This is a genomic window from Buchnera aphidicola (Chaitophorus sp. 3695) (assembly GCF_964058985.1).
Taxonomy (GTDB): domain Bacteria; phylum Pseudomonadota; class Gammaproteobacteria; order Enterobacterales; family Enterobacteriaceae; genus Buchnera_J; species Buchnera_J aphidicola_BQ.
The window spans coordinates 44,496-63,716 of the sequence record NZ_OZ060379.1 but is presented as its reverse complement, the minus strand read 5'-3'; the positions used below and the strand labels follow the sequence as shown (position 1 = coordinate 63,716).

At 19.4% G+C, this 19,221-nt stretch carries 15 protein-coding genes and 2 tRNA genes; 9 read left to right on the top strand and 8 right to left on the bottom strand.

Translation table 11 applies throughout. The annotated features are described in order from the left end of the window. Window positions 1–453 precede the first annotated feature (453 nt). On the bottom strand, window positions 454–2,016 hold the full coding sequence (locus tag AB4W58_RS00290; protein WP_367674102.1) for a hypothetical protein: 1,563 nt from the start codon (window positions 2,014–2,016) through the stop codon (window positions 454–456). 518 nt (window positions 2,017–2,534) lie between these two features. Then, window positions 2,535–3,944, bottom strand: coding sequence for a glutamate--tRNA ligase (gene gltX / locus AB4W58_RS00285; RefSeq protein ID WP_367674101.1), 1,410 nt, complete (start codon window positions 3,942–3,944; stop codon window positions 2,535–2,537). Window positions 3,945–4,089: 145 nt separating this feature from the next. Here gltX and AB4W58_RS00280 point away from each other — a divergent pair. Together AB4W58_RS00280 and AB4W58_RS00275 are read left to right on the top strand one after the other, a co-directional pair. Then, window positions 4,090–4,162, top strand: a tRNA-Val gene (locus AB4W58_RS00280). Window positions 4,163–4,176: 14 nt separating this feature from the next. Beyond that, window positions 4,177–4,249, top strand: a tRNA-Lys gene (locus AB4W58_RS00275). An 8-nt stretch (window positions 4,250–4,257) separates the two neighbouring features. Here the strand turns inward: AB4W58_RS00275 and ligA are convergent. Further along, window positions 4,258–6,276 carry an NAD-dependent DNA ligase LigA gene (gene ligA, locus AB4W58_RS00270; RefSeq protein ID WP_367674100.1) on the bottom strand — a complete coding sequence of 673 codons (2,019 nt, stop codon included), beginning with the start codon at window positions 6,274–6,276 and terminating at the stop codon, window positions 4,258–4,260. 385 nt (window positions 6,277–6,661) lie between these two features. Between ligA and AB4W58_RS00265 the strand changes: the two genes are divergently transcribed. From AB4W58_RS00265 to crr, 3 genes are all read left to right on the top strand, one after another. Further along, on the top strand, window positions 6,662–6,919 hold the full coding sequence (locus AB4W58_RS00265) for an HPr family phosphocarrier protein (protein WP_367674099.1): 258 nt from the start codon (window positions 6,662–6,664) through the stop codon (window positions 6,917–6,919). Between the two features lie 110 nt (window positions 6,920–7,029). Next, window positions 7,030–8,757, top strand: coding sequence for a phosphoenolpyruvate-protein phosphotransferase PtsI (ptsI, locus tag AB4W58_RS00260; RefSeq protein WP_367674098.1), 1,728 nt, complete (start codon window positions 7,030–7,032; stop codon window positions 8,755–8,757). A 17-nt stretch (window positions 8,758–8,774) separates the two neighbouring features. Continuing rightward, window positions 8,775–9,281 (top strand): PTS glucose transporter subunit IIA, encoded by a 507-nt coding sequence (gene crr / locus AB4W58_RS00255; protein WP_367674097.1) that lies wholly within the window; start codon window positions 8,775–8,777, stop codon window positions 9,279–9,281. A gap of 102 nt (window positions 9,282–9,383) precedes the next feature. On the opposite strand, the gene AB4W58_RS00250 is transcribed toward crr, so the two are convergent. Continuing rightward, entirely contained in the window at window positions 9,384–10,616 is a 1,233-nt protein-coding gene (locus AB4W58_RS00250) for a tRNA CCA-pyrophosphorylase (protein ID WP_367674096.1), read from the bottom strand. Between the two features lie 199 nt (window positions 10,617–10,815). Here AB4W58_RS00250 and ribB point away from each other — a divergent pair, with 199 nt between their 5' ends. After that, window positions 10,816–11,457, top strand: coding sequence for a 3,4-dihydroxy-2-butanone-4-phosphate synthase (gene ribB, locus AB4W58_RS00245; RefSeq protein WP_367674095.1), 642 nt, complete (start codon window positions 10,816–10,818; stop codon window positions 11,455–11,457). Here the strand turns inward: ribB and tsaD are convergent, their stop codons facing one another. Then, a complete protein-coding gene (tsaD, locus tag AB4W58_RS00240; RefSeq protein WP_367674094.1) occupies window positions 11,458–12,468 on the bottom strand; it encodes a tRNA (adenosine(37)-N6)-threonylcarbamoyltransferase complex transferase subunit TsaD in 1,011 nt (336 codons plus the stop codon). A 116-nt stretch (window positions 12,469–12,584) separates the two neighbouring features. Between tsaD and rpsU the strand changes: the two genes are divergently transcribed. The 3 genes from rpsU to rpoD all read left to right on the top strand — a co-directional run bounded on the left by rpsU (window position 12,585) and on the right by rpoD (window position 16,574). Then, window positions 12,585–12,800 (top strand): 30S ribosomal protein S21, encoded by a 216-nt coding sequence (gene rpsU / locus AB4W58_RS00235; RefSeq protein ID WP_367674093.1) that lies wholly within the window; start codon window positions 12,585–12,587, stop codon window positions 12,798–12,800. A 94-nt stretch (window positions 12,801–12,894) separates the two neighbouring features. Next, the gene (dnaG, locus tag AB4W58_RS00230) at window positions 12,895–14,667 is read left to right on the top strand and encodes a DNA primase (RefSeq protein ID WP_367674092.1); all 1,773 of its coding nucleotides are present in this window, start codon (window positions 12,895–12,897) and stop codon (window positions 14,665–14,667) included. Between the two features lie 80 nt (window positions 14,668–14,747). After that, window positions 14,748–16,574 (top strand): RNA polymerase sigma factor RpoD, encoded by a 1,827-nt coding sequence (rpoD, locus tag AB4W58_RS00225; protein WP_367674091.1) that lies wholly within the window; start codon window positions 14,748–14,750, stop codon window positions 16,572–16,574. 135 nt (window positions 16,575–16,709) lie between these two features. Here the strand turns inward: rpoD and secB are convergent, their stop codons facing one another. The 3 genes from secB to argH form a co-directional block, all read right to left on the bottom strand. Next, window positions 16,710–17,168, bottom strand: a complete 459-nt coding sequence (gene secB, locus AB4W58_RS00220) for a protein-export chaperone SecB (protein ID WP_367674090.1) — start codon at window positions 17,166–17,168, stop codon at window positions 16,710–16,712. A gap of 76 nt (window positions 17,169–17,244) precedes the next feature. After that, the gene (locus AB4W58_RS00215) at window positions 17,245–17,676 is read right to left on the bottom strand and encodes a rhodanese-like domain-containing protein (RefSeq protein WP_367674089.1); all 432 of its coding nucleotides are present in this window, start codon (window positions 17,674–17,676) and stop codon (window positions 17,245–17,247) included. 153 nt (window positions 17,677–17,829) lie between these two features. Next, window positions 17,830–19,218, bottom strand: a complete 1,389-nt coding sequence (gene argH / locus AB4W58_RS00210) for an argininosuccinate lyase (RefSeq protein WP_367674088.1) — start codon at window positions 19,216–19,218, stop codon at window positions 17,830–17,832. Between the last annotated feature and the right edge of the window lie 3 nt (window positions 19,219–19,221).

Here is a 19,221-nt window from a genome sequence, read left to right as displayed (position 1 = left end):
ATATTTCGTATAGTAATAATGTTGTTATTGAATTAAAATTTTATAATATATTTTATAAAAAATATATTATATTTTAATTTATATTCTTTAAAAGATATTTAATTTCTCTAATAAAATATTTTATAAAAATTATATTCTAAAATTTTTATACATAATAAATTTATATCTCATATATTAATTATTTTAATTATAAAAAAATTTATAGATGCTTTTCAATACACGTTCTAATACTTGATTTATATAAATTTTATAATTTATGATACATATTTTGTTTATTAGAAAAATTTTAATATAAATAATATTTAAGTAAAAAATTATTGAAAAAAATATATTAAATTTAATTAAAAAAATTTTACATGTTATATATTTAAAATATTATTTTATAATCAAAAATTATATTTTTTTTAATTATATATAATATTTTTTATTATTTTCATTAGAAATATTCATATCTTATGTGTTTTTAAAATTCTTTGGTAAATTATACATAATATTTATATTACTATCTTGAATTTTTTTTGTTAATTTTTTAAAAGAAAAAAAAGACGTTATTAATAAAATTATAAAAAAAAATAATATAAACCATGGAACTAAATGCAATGTCCTATCAACAGATTCATTTTTTTTAATAGGTATATATGAAATAATATAATTCTCCGGTTCTATATAATTACAATTTAAAATTTCTATAGAATCATCTCTTAACATAGAGCATCCGACAACATCTTTTATTAAATTTTTTATATTAAAAACTTCATTATTTACTAAAAAAATATATTTATTTTCATTATCTTTTTTATACTTCATTAATTCATTCATAGATGAAGGAGTACTCTCTTTAATATCTAATATAAGATTTGATTTAAAATTATCAAATTTATAATTAGAATCTTCAAGATTACTTGCATTTAAATCAATTAACTTTAATATTTTTTTTTTTTTGAAATCAGAATCATATTTTTTATATTGATAAAAATTTAATTCATGAAATCTTTGTTTTACATCATATTTTTTACAAGAATTACTAAGAATAATATTACTATAATTTTTTTTATTCTCTTTAAGTGTATTGTTTATATAATTATTATTAAATGTATACGTACTTTTAAATAAATTCAAGTTTTTTGAATTAATAAAATTTTTTTTATATAATTTATAAAAATTATTTTTATAATTCGATTGATTCATACTACCTTGAATTATAATTTTATCTAATGTGTTCTTTTTTCTAAAACTATACGATACAAAATTTTCTATATTATTTTTATATATATTTTGAATTAAACTAATATCATAAATATTTCTATAATTTTCTTTAGTATATAAAATATTTTTTTTTAAATACAATAATTCTCCAAATTTATTTAAAAAAATAATATTTTTTTTAGGAAAATTTGGTATACTCGTACAAATTAAAGAGATAATTGCATCTAAAAAATCTTTTGAAATTATATTTTTTTGTGTATTAATATTTACTAAAATTAATGCAAAAGATTCATTACATGCATCTAGAATCAAATCATTTTCATAAAAATTAATATTAAAAATAGTATGGTTTATGAAACTTAATTTTTTTATATTTTTTAATAACTCTTTTTCTAAGATATCTTGATTATTAATTTTATTGTTAAACATACTTCTTATTTTAAATCTTTTCAAATTAAATAATTTAGATTCTCTAAAATTACTTGTTAATTTAATATTTTTAAAATCAATATTAAAAATATTGATTTGATCTGCAGGAATGCATAAAGATTTTTCAATCTTAGAATCTTTATACGAAATTTTTAAATTTATCAATTTTTTAATAATTTTTTTACTATTTTTTATACATAAATTTTTATAAATTATTTTATAATTTATTGATTTAATCCAAAAAAATAAAGAAAAAAATATAGTAATGGTAAAAAAAAATATTAAAAATATTGTTTTTTTAGTATGAAGTAAATATAGAAAAATATTAAAAATACAAGATTTTTTTTTAATATGTTTATTATCTTGAAAATAAAAATTCATAATGTTAAATAACCTAAATCATATATTTTAATATATTATATTTTTAAAAACTATACAAAACAGATTTAATTTATATATTTAACATAAAAAAGTAAAATTATAAAAAGTATATAAAATTTTTTATATTAAAAATAATCACAAAAACTGTAAATAAATATAAAAATATCAAAAAAATAGAAAACTTTTGTATTTAAAAAAAATATATTTATAAATAAAAATATCACATATTGATAAAAAATTTTTAAATATATCGTAAGTAAATTAAAAAATTTAAATTTTAAAATATCATAATATAGAAATCATAATTTTAATTTATTTATATTTTGAAAAAAATTAATATAAATTTTATAAAATTAAATTATTTTTTTAAAATTATGTAAAACTAATTAATTTAAAATTAAAATAATTTTTTCAATATATAAAAATTAATTTTTTTAATTATTATTTTTTTATAATAATACATAATTTTTAAAAAGAAACCACAATATAAAAATATTTTTATAAAAGTATTTATATATCTATAATGATATTTCTATATATTTTATAAATTTTTTTATTCTAAATAAAGATTTTTCTTTTCCTAAAAAATACATAATTTGATTAATTCCTATAGAATGAGTTTTTCCAATTAAAGCTAAACGTATCGGAATAATAATTTCTTTTAATAAAATCTTTAAACGTAAAGATATATTTTTTATTATATTTAAAATTACATTTAAATTCCAATCTTTTAATATTAAAATTTTTTTATATACTATTTTTAAAATTTTTAATGTATCAAAATTTAAATAATTATTAATACAATCTGGATAAGAAATTTTATTATCTTTAATATAAAAATATAAAATTGAATTAAATAAATTTTTAATAGTGTAAACATGTGGTAAAAAATTTGGTATAATTTTATCTAGATCTGGTCCTAATTTATAATCTAAATTATTTTTCTTAAAGTAATATACAATCATTTTTTTAATATATTTTTTATGAGATATATTCATATAATATTTATTAATCCAGAGTAATTTATTTAAATCAAAAATACTAGAAGATTTGGTAATTGATTTTAAATTAAATAGATGAATCATATCTTTTATACTAAAAATTTCTTGATTACCATGTGACCAACCTAATCTTAAAATATAATTTAAAATCGCTTCTGGCAAATATCCTAATTTTTTATAAGTCAATATTTTAATTGAATTATCTCTTTTAGAAAAATTAATTTTATTATTGTTCATTACCATGGATAAATGAGCATATGATGGTACATTAGCTTGTAAAGACCTTAAAATATTTATTTGACGAGGAGTATTATTAATATGATCTTCACCTCGAATAACGTGTGTAATTTTTGAATCAACATCATCAATTACTACACAAAAATTATATGTTGGTATTCCATTTTCTCTTTGAATAATTAAATCATCTAATTCAGAGTTATTAAATTTTATTTCTCCCCGAATCATGTCATTAAAAGATACTATACCAGTTATAGGATTTTTAAATCTCACTACATATTTATTTAAACTATTAAAATTTTTATCTAGATTTCTACATCTACCATCATATCTTGGTTTTTCTTGTTTTAAAATTTTTTCATTTTTCATTCTAAGTAAAGTTTCGTTATTACAATAACATTTATATGCAAGTCCTTTTTTTAACATATATAAAATAATTTCTTGATAATATTTTATTTTTTTACTTTGAAAAAAAGGACCTTCATTCCAATTTAATTTTAACCATTTTAACGTATCAAAAATATTTTTAGAATAAATATCTTTAGATCTTTTTTGATCAGTATCTTCTATTCTCAATACAAAAATTCCGTTATTTTTTTTAGCATATAACCAAGAATATAATGCTGTTCGAATATTCCCAAAATGTAAATTCCCAGTTGGACTAGGTGCAAAACGTGTTTTTATAATCATATTTTCTCTTGTCAATAAATATTATTGTATTTTTTAATAAAAATATTATATAATGAAATAAAAATTTTTAAAATTTAAAAAATAATTATAATATTAAATTTTTAATAAATATTAATAAAATTTTTTAAATTATTTTTATAAAATAGGGTGATTAGCTCAGTTGGTAGAGCGCCTCTCTTACACGGAGGAAGTCGGCGGTTCAAGTCCGTCATCACCCAAAAACTTTTTTCATGGGTCGTTAGCTCAGTTGGTAGAGCAGTTGACTTTTAATCAATTGGTCGCAGGTTCAAATCCTGCACGACCCAAATAAGAATTATATTTTAGAAAATACTTTTAAAACTTTATCTTCAGTAATTATTTTTTTTTTTAAATTAACAGCATATATAAATTTCTTACCAGGATTTTTACCTAAAATAACTAAATCAATATTTTTTGAAATATAATTTTTTACTATTCCTCCTAAACTCTCTAATTTTTGTGTAATTTCAATTCTAGAAAAATTTTTTAATTGCCCTGTAATTAAAATATTTTTTTGATAAAAAATAGATTTTTTAATAATTACAGATTTATTTTTTTTAAAGAAAACTTTAATATGAAATTTATTAATTAATTGATGAATAATATTTAAATTATTTGGATTAGATAAAAAATTAATTAAATTTGTACAAATTGATTCTCCAATTCCTGGAATATTTAAAATATTTTTTTTTGGTATGTTTAATAAATTTTTTAAAGAACCACAAGAATTAGCTAAATTATATGAAACACTTCTTCCAATACCTTTAATTCCCAAAGAAAAAATAAATTTTTCTAAAGAAATACAATTAAATTTTTTTAAAGAATGCAAAATATTATTTGCAGTTTTTTGACCAACATTTTTTAATGATTGTAAAATATTAAAATTTAATTTAAAGAAATCTATTGGATTACGAAAATTATTTTTTTTAATCAATTGATTAATTATATGAGGACTTAATCCTTTGATTTTAAAAGTATTTTTAGAAAAAAAATGGATAATACGTTTTTGTATTTGCGGTATGCAAAAAAAACTATTAGTACAATAAAAATTATTTTTTTTTATACATGACTTTAAAATAAATAAACAAGAAGGACATTTTTTTGGAAAAATTACTTTTTTTTTTGAAACTTGAGTAAAAACAGTTTCTTTATTTACAATTTTTGGTATTACATCTCCTGCTCGACATATAAAAATTTTATCTCCAATATATAAATTTAATTTCTTTAATTCTTTATTATTATAAATAGATGCTTTTTTAATTTTTACTCCAGAAATAATTACGGGTTTAAAATAACCTACAGGAGTAATTACACCTGTTCTACCAACTTGAAATTTTACTTTTAAAAGTTTAGTTTTTTGCATATCATTTGGAAATTTATAAGCTATAGCCCAACGTGGAGAACGAGAAATCAAACCAATTTTTTGTCTTAACTTTAATGAATCTACTTTTATAACCACACCATCTATATCAAATTTTAAAATAGATCTTAAATTCTTAATTTTTTTAAAAAAATTTAATATTTTATTTTTCGAGGAACATAATAATATTTTTTCACTTATATGAAAACCCCAATTTTTTATTTTTAATAAATTAAAATAATAACTATCGATATTTTTAAAATAATTAAATAGTTCAAAACCGTGACAAATAAATAATAAATGTTTTTTAAATGAATGATCTAAAATTTTTCTACGTAACAATCCAGATGCTAAATTACGTGCACTAGAAAAATTGCTATTATTCATAGAATAATTTTTTTTGTTTAAAGAAATAAAATCTTTTTTTAAAATAAAAATCTCCCCTCTAATTTCCATTATTTTAGGAAAATTTACACCATTTAAAACTAACGGAATGGATTTAATAAAAAATATATTTTTTGTAATATCTTCTCCTTTTTCTCCATTACCTCGTGTTGATGCTTGCTTCAATAATCCATTTATATAAATTAAATTTACAGCTACACCATCAAATTTTAATTCACAACAAAATTGTATATTTTTTTTATTTGAAAAAATTAACATTTTTTTATAAAAATTTATAAATTTTTTTTTATCAAAAATATTTTCTAAAGATAACATCGGAGTTAAATGATTTATAAATTTAGATTTTTTAAAAATTGATGAACCAATTACACGAGTAGGAGAATTAATAAATTTTTTATTAATTACTTTACTTTCAAGATCTTTTAATTTATTTAATAAATAATCATATTTTATATCAGAAATAATAGGTTTATCTAAACAAAAATATAAATAATTATGATAAGTGATTTTATTTTGTAAATTTTTTATTTTTTTAATTATTTTATTCATAGAAAATATTAAAATTACTCAGTATTATAGTTTATTATATATTATTTTTAATATAAAAATATTTAATATTAACTTAAACTTGTTATTTTTTAAAAAATTTTTGAAAATATATTTTCAAATAATATGAGAAATATTTAATTTAAAAATTTATAAAATATTTGTAATTAAAAATTATATTTTTATTAAAACATTATTTAAAATTATAAAAAATAAAAAAAATTTTCAAAATATATTCTTTATTTTTTTTCAGAATTTAAATATTAATGTTAATATAAAGTGATTTATTTTCTAAATAAACTCAAATAAAATATATAAATATTAAAAAATTAAATAAAAAATTTATTATATAAATTATATGAACTTTTTAATTAAGGATAAACTAATTATGTTTCAAAAAAAAATACATATTAATTCTCCTAATGGATTACATACAAGACCTGCAGCACAACTAGTTCAAAAAGCAAAAAAATATGTTTCAAAAATTACAGTAATTTTAAATGGTAAAAAAGCTAGCGCTAAAAGTTTATTTAAATTACAAACTCTAGGAATTACCAAAGGAAGTACTATAATTTTATCCGCTGAAGGAGAAGACGAAAAAAAAGCTATTAATAAATTATCTAATTTTATAAAAAAACTTATATAAAATAAAAATTTTTCTATAAAATAAATTTTTATTCATAATTCTAAATTAAATTTTATTCAAAAAAATTTTATTTATCACTTTTATTATTTATTATATTCAACGGTAATGTCATGATTTCAGGAATTTCAGCATCACCAGGAATTGTTTTTGGAACAGCACTTCTTTTTAAAGAAAAAAAAATTAAAATTAATAAAACAAAAATATCTTCTCAAAATATTCAAATAGAAATTAAAAAATTCTTTAAAGCTAGAAAAAAATCAGCTCAACAAATTCATGAAATAAAAAATCAAGCAAAAAAAAAATTTGGAAAAAAAAAATCTTTAATATTTAAAGGTCACATACTATTACTTGAAGATGAAGAATTAGAAAAAGAAATTATTGATTTAATTAAAAAAAAAAAAATTACAGCAGATTTTGCTATAGAAAATATTATTCAAGAACAAATTAAAACTTTAAAAAATTTAAAAGATGAATATTTAAAAAATCGAACTATAGATATCAGAGATATAGGAAATAGATTATTAAAAAATATTCTTCATATTCCAGTAGTTGATTTAAGTAATATAAAAAAAAAAGTTATTTTAATTACTAAAGATTTAACTCCATCTCAAACTGCACAAATGAATTTAAAAAAAATTATCGGATTCATTACAGATTTAGGAGGTAATACATCACATACTTCAATTATGGCTAGATCTTTAGAAATACCTGCAATTGTTGGTACTAAAAATATTACAAAAAAAGTTAAAAATGGAGATTTTTTAATTTTAGATAGCGTTAACAATAAAATTATAATTAATCCTTCAGAAAAAAAAATACAATACTTTAAAAAAGAAAAAAAAAAATATTTTAACATACAAAAAAAATTAAAATTATTAAAAGATCTTCCCGCAATTACAAAAGATGGAAAAAAAATAGAAATTGGATCAAATATAGGAAACTATAAAGATTCTATTAATGCAAAAAAATATGGTGCTGAATCAATTGGTCTATATCGAACAGAATTTTTATTTATGGGAAGAAATAATTTACCTTCAGAAGAAGAACAATTTCAAGCTTATAAATCTATAGCTCAAAAAATGCATGGAAAAAGTATTATTATTAGAACTATGGATATAGGTGGAGATAAAAATTTATCTTATATGAATTTTCCTAAAGAAGATAATCCCTTTCTTGGATGGAGAGCTATTAGAGTTTCTATTGATAATATAAATATTTTACATGATCAAATTCGAGCGATCTTAAGAGCATCAGCTTTTGGAAAACTTAAAATAATGTTTCCCATGATTATTTCAATGGAAGAAATTTATTATTTAAAAAAAGAAGTAGAAAATATCAAAAATCAATTAAAAAAAGAAAATATTATTTTTGATAAAAAAATAAATATAGGTATTATGATAGAAACACCTTCATCTGCTATTATTTCTAAATATTTAATTCAAGAAGTAGATTTTTTTAGTATTGGAACTAATGATCTCACACAATATACATTAGCCGTAGATCGCGGAAATGAAATCATTTCTAAATTATATCAACCAATTAGTCCCTCTATATTATACCTTATTAATAAAGTTATTACTGAATCGCATAAAGCTAAAAAATGGACAGGTATATGTGGAGAATTAGCAAGTAATACAGAAATTATTGCATTATTAGTCGGCATGGGTATTGATGAACTTAGTATGAGTTCAATTTCTATTCCAATTATAAAAAATATTATACGGAAAATAAATTATAAAAAAGCACAAAAATTAGCAAACAAAGTTTTAAAAGAAAAAACAGTAGAAAACATTCAATATCTTATTAAAAAATTTAATAAAAAAGAAAATTTATTATGATAAAAAAGGAGAATCTAATGAACTTTATTTTAAATTTTTTTAAAAAAAAAGATTCTCATTTAAAGAAAAAAATAAAAATTATTGCTCCTATTTCTGGAAAAATCATACCTATTGAAAAAGTTCCAGATGTAGTTTTTTCTAAAAAGATAGTAGGAGATGGAATAGCAATTAAACCTACAAGTAAATATATCGTTTCTCCTATAGATGGAAAAATAGGAACAATTTTTAAAACATTACACGCTTTTTCTATTGAATCTATAAATGGTATTCAAATTTTTGTGCATTTTGGTATCGATACAGTTCAACTTCAAGGAAAAGGTTTTGAAGCTTATGCAAAAGAAGGACAAATAGTTAAAAAAGGAGATATAATTTTAAAAGTTAATTTAAAAATTCTAAAAAAAACTGCAAAATCTTTAATTACTCCTATAGTTATATCTAACATAGAAAAAGTAAAAATTATAGAGAAAAAAGAAGGTATCACTATTGCTGGAGAAAGTGTAATTATGTATGTGCATAAAAAATAAAAAAAATCATTTAAACGGCGTTTAAACGCCGTTTAAATAAATTTTTAAAAATTTAAAACTATTTCTTTTATAGAATTTTTATAAAAAAATCTTTAAAAATTCTTATTTTAATAAAAATACTTTTAATCTGTAAATATCTAAAACAAATACCCTTAATCGAGTTAATTCTTTTTTAATTAAATATCCCTTAAATCCTTCTTGTATAATAAATTTTATAGAAATAGAATTAATAATTAAAAAAATTATTTTAAAAAAACAATTAATATAATTTTTTTTATAATATTTACATTTAGAAAAGAATATACAATATTTACTTAAAATAGAAATTTTAAGAATTTTAGACGGATCTCTCCATACATCCATGCGATTAAATAAATTTACAATTTCTTGAGAAGTAATAAAAAAAATATTATGCAAAAAAAAATAATTTTTTGCAACAATATATGATAATTTACGAATTGCAATAGGAATATCTAATCTAATAAACATTTTTTTTATCAAATTAGATTGATAATTATCATCTTTATTCAAATAATCTTTTTGATAAAAATTTTTATAATAAGTAAAAAATTGGCAAAAAAAAGCAAATCTCATATCTATAGATTTATTTTTTTTTGAAAAATTAAATAAAGAAAATAAAAAATGATTTCCTAAATTTTTACTATTATAAAAATAATATTTTTGTTTAATTTTATATAAATTATCAATTTCTGGAAATAAAACAGATAATGCATTACATTTTTTTAAGGTAATAAAATATACATGAGGAGAATATGTTAGTAATGCTTTTTTTGTTTCATTCCAAACTCTATGTGAAGTTAAAAAAGATAATTCTCCATTTTTAACAATAATATTCATTAATTGCATTGTTTTCTTATCTATTTGAAATCCTAAATGTGCTAGTTGAGCAGCAAATCTAGCTACTCTTAAAACTCTTAATGGATCTTCTTGAAAAGATTGAGAAATATGTCTTAATAACCTTAATTTAATATCTTGAATTCCATTTACCGGATCAATAAAATTTCCATATTCATCTTGTGCAATAGCATTAATTGTAAGATCTCGTCTAAACAAATCTTCATGTAAAGTAACTGTTTTAGAATAATTAGTTTTAAAACCAGTGTAACCTAAACCGAATTTTTTTTCAGTTCTAGCTAATGCATATTCTTCAAAAGTATCTGGATGTAAAAATACTGGAAAATCTTTTCCTACTTGTTTAAATTTCTTTTTAAGCAATTGTTTAGGAGTAGATCCTACTACTACCCAATCTCTATCTTTAATAGGTAATTTTAAAAAATAATCTCGAACTGCTCCTCCTACTAAATAAATTTTCATGAATTATCCTATATTTTAAAATATAAAAAAATTATCTTTATATAATAATTAAATTTTTTATTAATTTAAAAAAATATTAAATTATAAATTTAAAAATATCATGATCTAATAATAAAAAATATGATAAAATTTCTGTCTTAAAAAAAAATAGAGTAAAAAAAAATAATTTTATAAATTAAGTTTTTTGATAAGGTGTATTATGTATTTATTATCCAAATTTGGTAATTTTAAAAAACGTATTCAAAATGCCATTTCTGATTTAAAAAGTAAAAAAGGAATTATTATTATAGATGATAAAAATAGAGAAAATGAAAGTGATTTAGTGTTTGCAGCTGAAACAATGACTATAAAACAAATGGCTTTTATGATCAGATATGGAAGCGGAATAGTATGTTTATGTATTACAGATAAAAAAAGAAAAAAGTTAAATCTTCCAATGATGGTTAAAAATAATACAAATGCTTATAAAACAGGATTCACAATCAGTATAGAATCTGCTACAGGTATTACAACTGGTGTTTCTGCTCAAGATAGATTAAAAACTATTCAAACAGCAATTGCATCAGATGCTCAACCTAATCATTTAAATAAACCAGGGCATGTTTTTCCATTAAGAGCTCATATTAAAGGAATAAAACATAGAGCAGGACATACAGAATCATCTATAGAAATAATTAAACTTGCTGGATTTAGAAAATATAGTGTTATTTGTGAATTAACTAAAAAAGATGGTTCAATGTTTCGTATTCAAGATAGTCTTAAGTTTGCAAAAAAATATGATATGACTATAATTTCTATTCAAGATATTTTAAAATACTTATCTTTAGAAAAAAATATTTAATTATTCATGATAAATTTTCCATTTTGGAAAAACTTGTATATTGAAATTGTTATCTATTTTATTTTGTTTAAATTTTAACATACCAGCATAGGCTATCATAGCACCATTATCAGTACAAAATTCCTGTCTAGAAAAAAAAACTTTACCTTGATATTTTTTTATCATAATGTTTAATTTTTTTCTTAGCTCTTGATTAGCACTTACCCCTCCAGAAACTACTAAACGATTAATTTTTTTTTGTTGAATAGCTTTTTCACATTTACTTACCAAAACATCTGTGATAGATTGTTCAAATGCTTTAGCTACATCTGCTTTAAATTGAAAATTTAAATTTTTTTTTCTGTTAATAAAATTAATAACAGAAGTTTTTAAACCTGAAAAACTAAAGTCTAAATTATTTTTTTTTAACATAGGTTTAGGAAAAATATATTTATTTAAAATTCCAAATTTAGATATTTTAGAAATTTCTGGTCCACCTGGATAATTTAAATTTAATTTTTTTGATATCTTATCAAAAGCTTCACCAGCTGCATCATCTATAGATTTACCTAACAAACTATATTTTCCTAAAGAATGAGCATAAACTATTTCTGTATGTTTTCCCGAAACCAATAAAGTTAAAAAAGGGAAAACGGGACATCTATCTTCCATCATAACAGATAATAAATGAGCTTCCATATGATTAATTATGATAGTAGGTATATTTAAAGAATATGCTAAGGCATTACTAAAAGCAGAACCTACTAATAAAGGACCTACTAGTCCGGGTCCAGCAGTATAAGCTATCGCATCAATATTTTTTATATCATTTTTATTGTTTTTAAATATATTTTTAACTAAATAAAAAATATTTGAAACATGTTCTCTAGAAGCTATTTCTGGAACAATTCCACCATACTTATTATGAATTTTTATTTGACTACATACTTTATTTATCATTAAACCATAATAATCGTCATAAACAGCTATTCCTGTTTCATCACAAGAAGTTTCAATACCTAAAATTCTCATTTTTAATTATCCTAATATAATATTTATTGAATATAACTGATTTAAATCTTTAAATTTGATAAAATACTTTATACGAAAAATATCTACTTAAATATTAAAATAAGAAAAAATTACATATGCCAATAATAAAAGTTCGTGAACATGAACCATTCGACGTTGCTTTAAGACGCTTTAAAAGATCTTGTGAAAAAGCAGGCATTTTAGCAGAAATTCGCAGAAGAGAATGTTATGAAAAACCTACTACAAGACGAAAACGTGCAAAAGCTTCTGCTATAAAAAGATTAACAAAAAAATTATGTAGAGAAAATTTAAAAAGAAAAAAAATGTATTAAATAAATTTTATTAAAATATAATTTAAACCGTTCATATAAAAATACGAACGGTTAAAAAAAATATTTCATAAAAAAATTCATTCTAATGAGACATATGACTCGAAAAATTCCAAAATCATTTATTAACGAATTATTATTAAAAACTAATATTGTAGATTTGATACAATCTAAAATTAATTTACAAAAAAAAGGAAAAAATTACCAAGCAAAATGTCCGTTTCATGAAGAAAAAACTCCTTCTTTTATTGTTAATTATGAAAAACAATTTTATCATTGTTTTGGATGTCATACACATGGTAATGCAATTGATTTTTTAATAAATTATGATGGTTTAAACTTTATAGAATGTATAGAAGAATTAGCAATTTTAAATAATGTTCATATTCCATCTAAAAAAAACAGTTCAAACATTGAAAAAATATATAATTATAGGAAAAATTTATATGACTTAATGAATAATATATCTTATATATATCATAAAAATCTCTTTAATAAAAATTCAATAAATGCGTTAAAATATATAAAATCTAGAAAAATAAAAAAAAAAATTATAAACTTATTTTTAATAGGATATTCTAACAAATATACAATTAATAAAATTCTAAATACTCAATTAAAAAACTATAAAAAAAAAGATTTAATTGAAACTGGAATTATGAATACAAATTATTTAGGTATTATATATGATAAATTTGATCAAAGAATTATATTACCTATACGTGATAAATATGGAAGAATTCACGGTTTTGGAGGACGCTCTTTACAAGAAAATAAATTACCTAAATATATAAACTCTCAAGAAACAGAAATTTTTCATAAAAAAAAAATCATATATGGATTATATGAGATTCAAAATATAAAAAAAAATATAAAATACCTAATTGTTGTAGAAGGATATTTTGACGTCATTCTACTTACTCAATTTAAAATTAAAAATGTAATTTCTATTTTAGGAACAGCATGCACAAAAGAACATTTTCAAATTTTATTTAATATAACTAAAACAATTATATTTTGTTATGATGGAGATATAGCAGGACGAAATGCATCTTGGAAAACATTAGTTAATTCTTTACCACATTTATATCAAGATCGTAATATTAAATTTATTTTTCTTGAAAAAAATGAAGATCCAGATTCTTTTATAAAAAAAAAAGGAAAAAAAGCTTTTAAAAAAAAAATAAAGAAATCTATATATATGTCAGAATATTTATTTCAATATCTTATAAAAAAATATGATCTTTGTACAATAGAAGGAAAAAAAGATTTTATATATCAAGCTATATCTTTAATTAAAAACATTCGTAGTAAAACCTATAAATTATTTTTATATAAATTATTAGGAAAAAAAGTCGGAATATTAAATAAAAATTATTTTAATAATATTTTAAAAAAAAAAAAAATAAAAAATAATTATACCGTACAAAAAAAGTATAGTTTAATGAAAATTTTAATTAGTCTTATCATTCAAAATCCAAAATTATATATATTAATTTCAAAAAAAAAACTCTCTAAAATAAAATATAAAGGTATGAAAATTTTTTTCAGTATTATTAAAAAATGTTATCTCAATCCTCAAATAAATACTGGATTTCTATTAGAACAATATAGAGGAAAAAAAATATATTCAATTTTAAAATATTTATCTATATGGAATCATATGATTTCAAAAACAAAAATAAAAAAAACATTTTTAGAATTAATTAATTTTTTATATATAAAATCATTAAAAAATAAATTAAAAAAATTATTACTAAAAGAACAAAAAAATGGTCTAAATCATACAGAAAAAAATAAATTTTGGTCAATTAATAAAAAAATAATTAAAAAATATAATAAAATTTCTATTAAAAACTATTTACTGTAATAAATTTATTATAATTACTTATTTTTATATAATACAACAAAATTTCCTTAATTAAAAATTTATAAAATGGATATTATCTTATGGATAAAAACCAAAAATCACAGCTTAAAGCGCTTATTACTTATGGTAAAGAGCAAGGATTTTTAACTTTTGCTGAGATTAACGATCATTTACCAGAAGATATGATTGATTCAGAACAAATTCAAGATATCATTCAAATTATTAATGATATGGGAATCCAAGTAGTAGAAAAAGTACCCGATTCAGACGATTTACGCTTAAATCATACTAATCATGCAGATGAAGAAATAGTAGAAGCAGCTACACAAGTATTATCTAATGTTGAAACAGAATTAGTACGTACAACAGATCCAATACGAATGTATATGAGAGAAATGGGTACAGTAGAATTATTAACTAGAGAAGGAGAAATTAAAATAGCAAAAAAAATCGAAGCTGGAATTAAACAAATTCAAGCTTCAGTTTCAGAATATCCTAAATCTATTCAATATCTTTTAAAAAAATATAATCAAATTCAATCTGGAAAAATAAAAATTTCTGATGTTATTACAGGATTTTTAGATCAAAATATTGAATATACATATACTAATATTAAAAATAATCACTTTCATTTAGAAATACATGATATAAATGAAAATTTTCAAAAAGAAAACAAAAAAAGTACAGAAGAAGATTTTATCGACAAGAAATTAATGAAAAAAAAATTTTCTGAATTAAAAAATCAATATATTCTTACAAAAAAAATTGTTCAAAAAAAAACTCGGAATCATAAAGATTCTATTCGAGAAATAAAAAAATTATCTATAATTTTTAAACAATTTAAATTGGCTCCAAAACAATTTAATTATTTAAAAAAAAGCATGCATTATATAATTCAACGTATTCGGATGCATGAAAATATTCTGATGAAACTATTTGTAGAAAAATGTCATATTCCCAAAAATATTTTTATAAAACTTTTTTTAGGAAATGAAACAAATCAGAAATGGTTAATGAAAATAAAAAAAATGAATTTAAATTGGTCTAAAAAAATTCATAAATTAGAAAAAATTATTCAATATAGAATAAATAAATTAATTCAAATCGAAAAAAAAGTTCAATTAAAAATTAGTCAAATTAAAAAAATTAATAAAAAAATTGTTCTTGGAGAAAAAAAAGCTAAATATGCAAAAAAAGAAATGGTTGAAGCTAATTTAAGATTAGTAATTTCAATTGCAAAAAAATATACAAACAGGGGATTACAATTCTTAGATTTAATACAAGAAGGAAATATTGGTTTAATGAAAGCAGTAGATAAATTTGAATATCGTAGAGGATATAAATTTTCTACTTATGCAACATGGTGGATTAGACAAGCAATAACTAGATCAATAGCAGATCAAGCTCGCACAATCAGAATACCTGTACATATGATCGAAACTATTAATAAACTTAATAGAATTTCTAGACAAATGTTACAAGAAATAGGTCGTGAACCTACTCCAGAAGAATTATCTGAAAAAATGTTAATTTCAGAAGATAAAATTAGAAAAGTATTAAAAATTGCTAAAGAACCAATTTCTATGGAAACACCTATAGGAGATGACGAAGATTCTCATCTAGGAGATTTTATTGAAGATACTACATTAGAATTACCTCTAGAATCCGCTACTTCTAAAAGTTTAAAAAATGCTACTCATAATATTCTATCTAGCTTAACTCCTAGAGAAGCAAAAGTATTACGTATGAGATTTGGAATTGATATGAATACAGATCATACATTAGAAGAAGTAGGTAAACAATTTGATGTTACAAGAGAAAGAATTCGCCAAATTGAAGCAAAAGCATTAAGAAAATTACGGCATCCAAGTAGATCTGAAATATTAAAAAGTTTTTTAGATAATTAAAAGAAATAAAAAAAAAAAAAATATTTATAGATAAAATTAAATATTTAAAAATATCGTTAACAATAATTAAATATGATTATTGTTAACAGAATAATTAAAATTTTAAGAATTTATTTTAAAAATATTTTTTTACAATTAATCTTTAAAATTTTTTTTAGATTTAATTTGATTAAATGCTAAATCAAAATTAACAGGTTCTAAATTTAATTGAGGAAAACCACCTTTAGACGTTAAATTAGAAATATTTTCTCTTACATAAGGAAAAAGAATACTTGGACAATATACATTTAAACAATGAGATAATTCTTTTTTCTTAATACCTTGAATATAAAAAATTCCAGCTTGATGTACTTCACATAAAAATACTAATTTACGTTTAATATTAACCTTAACTGTTACTCGTAAAATTACTTCAAATAAATCACCTTCTAATTGATCACAAATAGTATTTAAATCACAAGAAATTTTTGGATCCCATTTCTCTTTAAAAATTTTTGGAGTATAAGGAGATTCAAAAGAAATATCTTTTGTATAAATCTTCTGAATATGAAACTTTTTTATTTTTTCTTCTGTTTGTATTTTTTCTTCTAACATAAATGATCTCTAATAAGTTATGAATATTTTTATTTATATACAATAATTCATATTAAAAAAAATATTTAAAATTAAATTATTTCCTACATATTAACGGTAATTTTTTTATATTCCAATTTTTTAATCCATTTTTTAGAATAAATAAATTTTTAAAATTGTTTTTATAAAAAATATCAACACAATCCTGTAAAAAAATATTATTATCAGATACAAAAATAATATTTTTATTTTTAAAAGCATTTAATTTATTTAAATCATAACTGTAAATTTTTTTCAAAGGAATATTTATAGAATTTGGAATAAAACCTTTTAAAAAATTTTTTTTTGAACGAACATCAATAATAATTGCAGATTGATTATTAATAAATAATTTAACATGATTTATATCAATTAATTTTGCTTTTGAAAATAATTTTTGAGTAATAGAAGAAATTATTGAAAAAAATAATATTAACCATGCAGAAAAAAGAAATAAATGATTATGTATAAAATAGAAAAGATTTTTCATTTGAAACCCTATTAAAATTATTCTAAACAATATATATTTTATTTAAATTTTGATCAAAAGATTTAATAATTTATATAAATTACTTAAAAAAATTTTAATTTTTTTATGAAATAAAATATTTTTTTTAAATTTTATTTAAAAAATTACTTCAATTTATATAGAAATATTTTTTAAAATTTGTTTTTTAGATCGAGATATTGCTTTTAATATTTGCTTTTTTGATGTACCACCACGAGATATTTTTTTTTCTAAACAATTTATTAAATTAATATGTGTATAAACATCATTTTTAAACAAATCTGAAAATTTTTTAAATTCAGATAACTTTAATTCTGATAAACATTTTTTTTTAGAAATAGCATATAATACTATTTTTCCAGACAAATCATGTGAATCTCTAAAACTCATACCTTGACGTACTAAATAATCTGCTAAATCAGTAGAATTTATATATCCTTTTTCAGCAGTTTTATAACATTTAGAAATATTTATTTTTAATCCAAACAATACTATTTTAGACATATTTAAACAGGATTCCCATGTCTTTAACGAATCAAATAAATTTTTTTTATCTTCTTGCATATCTTTGTTATAAGCTAATGGTAATCCTTTAAGTAAAACAAGAATATTTAATAAAGAACCATATACACTTCCAGTTTTTCCTCGAATTAACTCTAATGCATCTGGATTTTTTTTTTGAGGCATTAAAGAAGATCCTGAAGTAACTTCATCTGATAATTCAATAAAGTTACATTCTCCTGAATTAAAAAAAATTAAATCCTCTGAAAATCTAGATAAATGCATCATTCCTATAGAAGCAATAGATAATAATTCTACTACATAATCCCTATCAGAAACACTATCTAAACTATTATTAGTAGCTTTAGAAAAACCCATTAAATAAGCTAATTTTTTTCTATTAATTTTCCACCCTGTACCAGATAAAGCACCAGATCCTAAAGGACTAATGTTGACACGTTTAAAACAATCATTTAGTCTAGAAAAATCTCTTTGTATCATTTCAAAATAAGCTAAACACCAATGTGAAAAAATAATTGGTTGAGCTTGTTGTAAATGTGTATATCCAGGAAAAATAGATGAAATATTTTTTTCAGATAAAAATATTAAAGATTCTTGTAATCTTACAATACTTTTTTTTAAATAATTAATTTTTTCTTTTACCCATAATCTTAAATCTGTTGTTACTTGATCATTACGACTTCTACCAGTATGTAATTTCTTTCCAATATCTCCTAAAATATAAATTAATTTTTTTTCTACCCAAGAATGTATATCTTCTGCTTCACTTAATAAAATTTTTTTAGGATTTTTTTGAATTTCCTGAAAAATAAAATTTAATGTTGTTTCTAATTGTTTTTGTTCATAATCTTTAATAATTTTGCTTTCTAAAAGAATTTTAGACCAAGCAATAGAAGCTTGTATATCTTGTTTTACTAAAACATAATCAGTTTGTAAAGAATTATTAAATTTTTTAAAAAAACTATTAGATTTTTTTAAAAATCTTCCACCCCAAAGAGCCATATT

What these genes read in the sequence shown, in the direction of transcription:
- ptsI (WP_367674098.1), top strand. Translation starts at nt 7,030, where the DNA reads ATGATTTCAGGAATTTCAGCATCACCAGGAATTGTTTTTGGAACAGCA.
- ligA (WP_367674100.1), bottom strand. Translation starts at nt 6,276, where the DNA reads ATGAATAAAATAATTAAAAAAATAAAAAATTTACAAAATAAAATCACT.
- AB4W58_RS00250 (WP_367674096.1), bottom strand. Translation starts at nt 10,616, where the DNA reads ATGAAAATTTATTTAGTAGGAGGAGCAGTTCGAGATTATTTTTTAAAA.
- ribB (WP_367674095.1), top strand. Translation starts at nt 10,816, where the DNA reads ATGTATTTATTATCCAAATTTGGTAATTTTAAAAAACGTATTCAAAAT.
- argH (WP_367674088.1), bottom strand. Translation starts at nt 19,218, where the DNA reads ATGGCTCTTTGGGGTGGAAGATTTTTAAAAAAATCTAATAGTTTTTTT.
- crr (WP_367674097.1), top strand. Translation starts at nt 8,775, where the DNA reads ATGAACTTTATTTTAAATTTTTTTAAAAAAAAAGATTCTCATTTAAAG.
- secB (WP_367674090.1), bottom strand. Translation starts at nt 17,168, where the DNA reads ATGTTAGAAGAAAAAATACAAACAGAAGAAAAAATAAAAAAGTTTCAT.
- gltX (WP_367674101.1), bottom strand. Translation starts at nt 3,944, where the DNA reads ATGATTATAAAAACACGTTTTGCACCTAGTCCAACTGGGAATTTACAT.
- rpoD (WP_367674091.1), top strand. Translation starts at nt 14,748, where the DNA reads ATGGATAAAAACCAAAAATCACAGCTTAAAGCGCTTATTACTTATGGT.
- dnaG (WP_367674092.1), top strand. Translation starts at nt 12,895, where the DNA reads ATGACTCGAAAAATTCCAAAATCATTTATTAACGAATTATTATTAAAA.
- AB4W58_RS00215 (WP_367674089.1), bottom strand. Translation starts at nt 17,676, where the DNA reads ATGAAAAATCTTTTCTATTTTATACATAATCATTTATTTCTTTTTTCT.
- AB4W58_RS00290 (WP_367674102.1), bottom strand. Translation starts at nt 2,016, where the DNA reads ATGAATTTTTATTTTCAAGATAATAAACATATTAAAAAAAAATCTTGT.
- AB4W58_RS00265 (WP_367674099.1), top strand. Translation starts at nt 6,662, where the DNA reads ATGTTTCAAAAAAAAATACATATTAATTCTCCTAATGGATTACATACA.
- rpsU (WP_367674093.1), top strand. Translation starts at nt 12,585, where the DNA reads ATGCCAATAATAAAAGTTCGTGAACATGAACCATTCGACGTTGCTTTA.
- tsaD (WP_367674094.1), bottom strand. Translation starts at nt 12,468, where the DNA reads ATGAGAATTTTAGGTATTGAAACTTCTTGTGATGAAACAGGAATAGCT.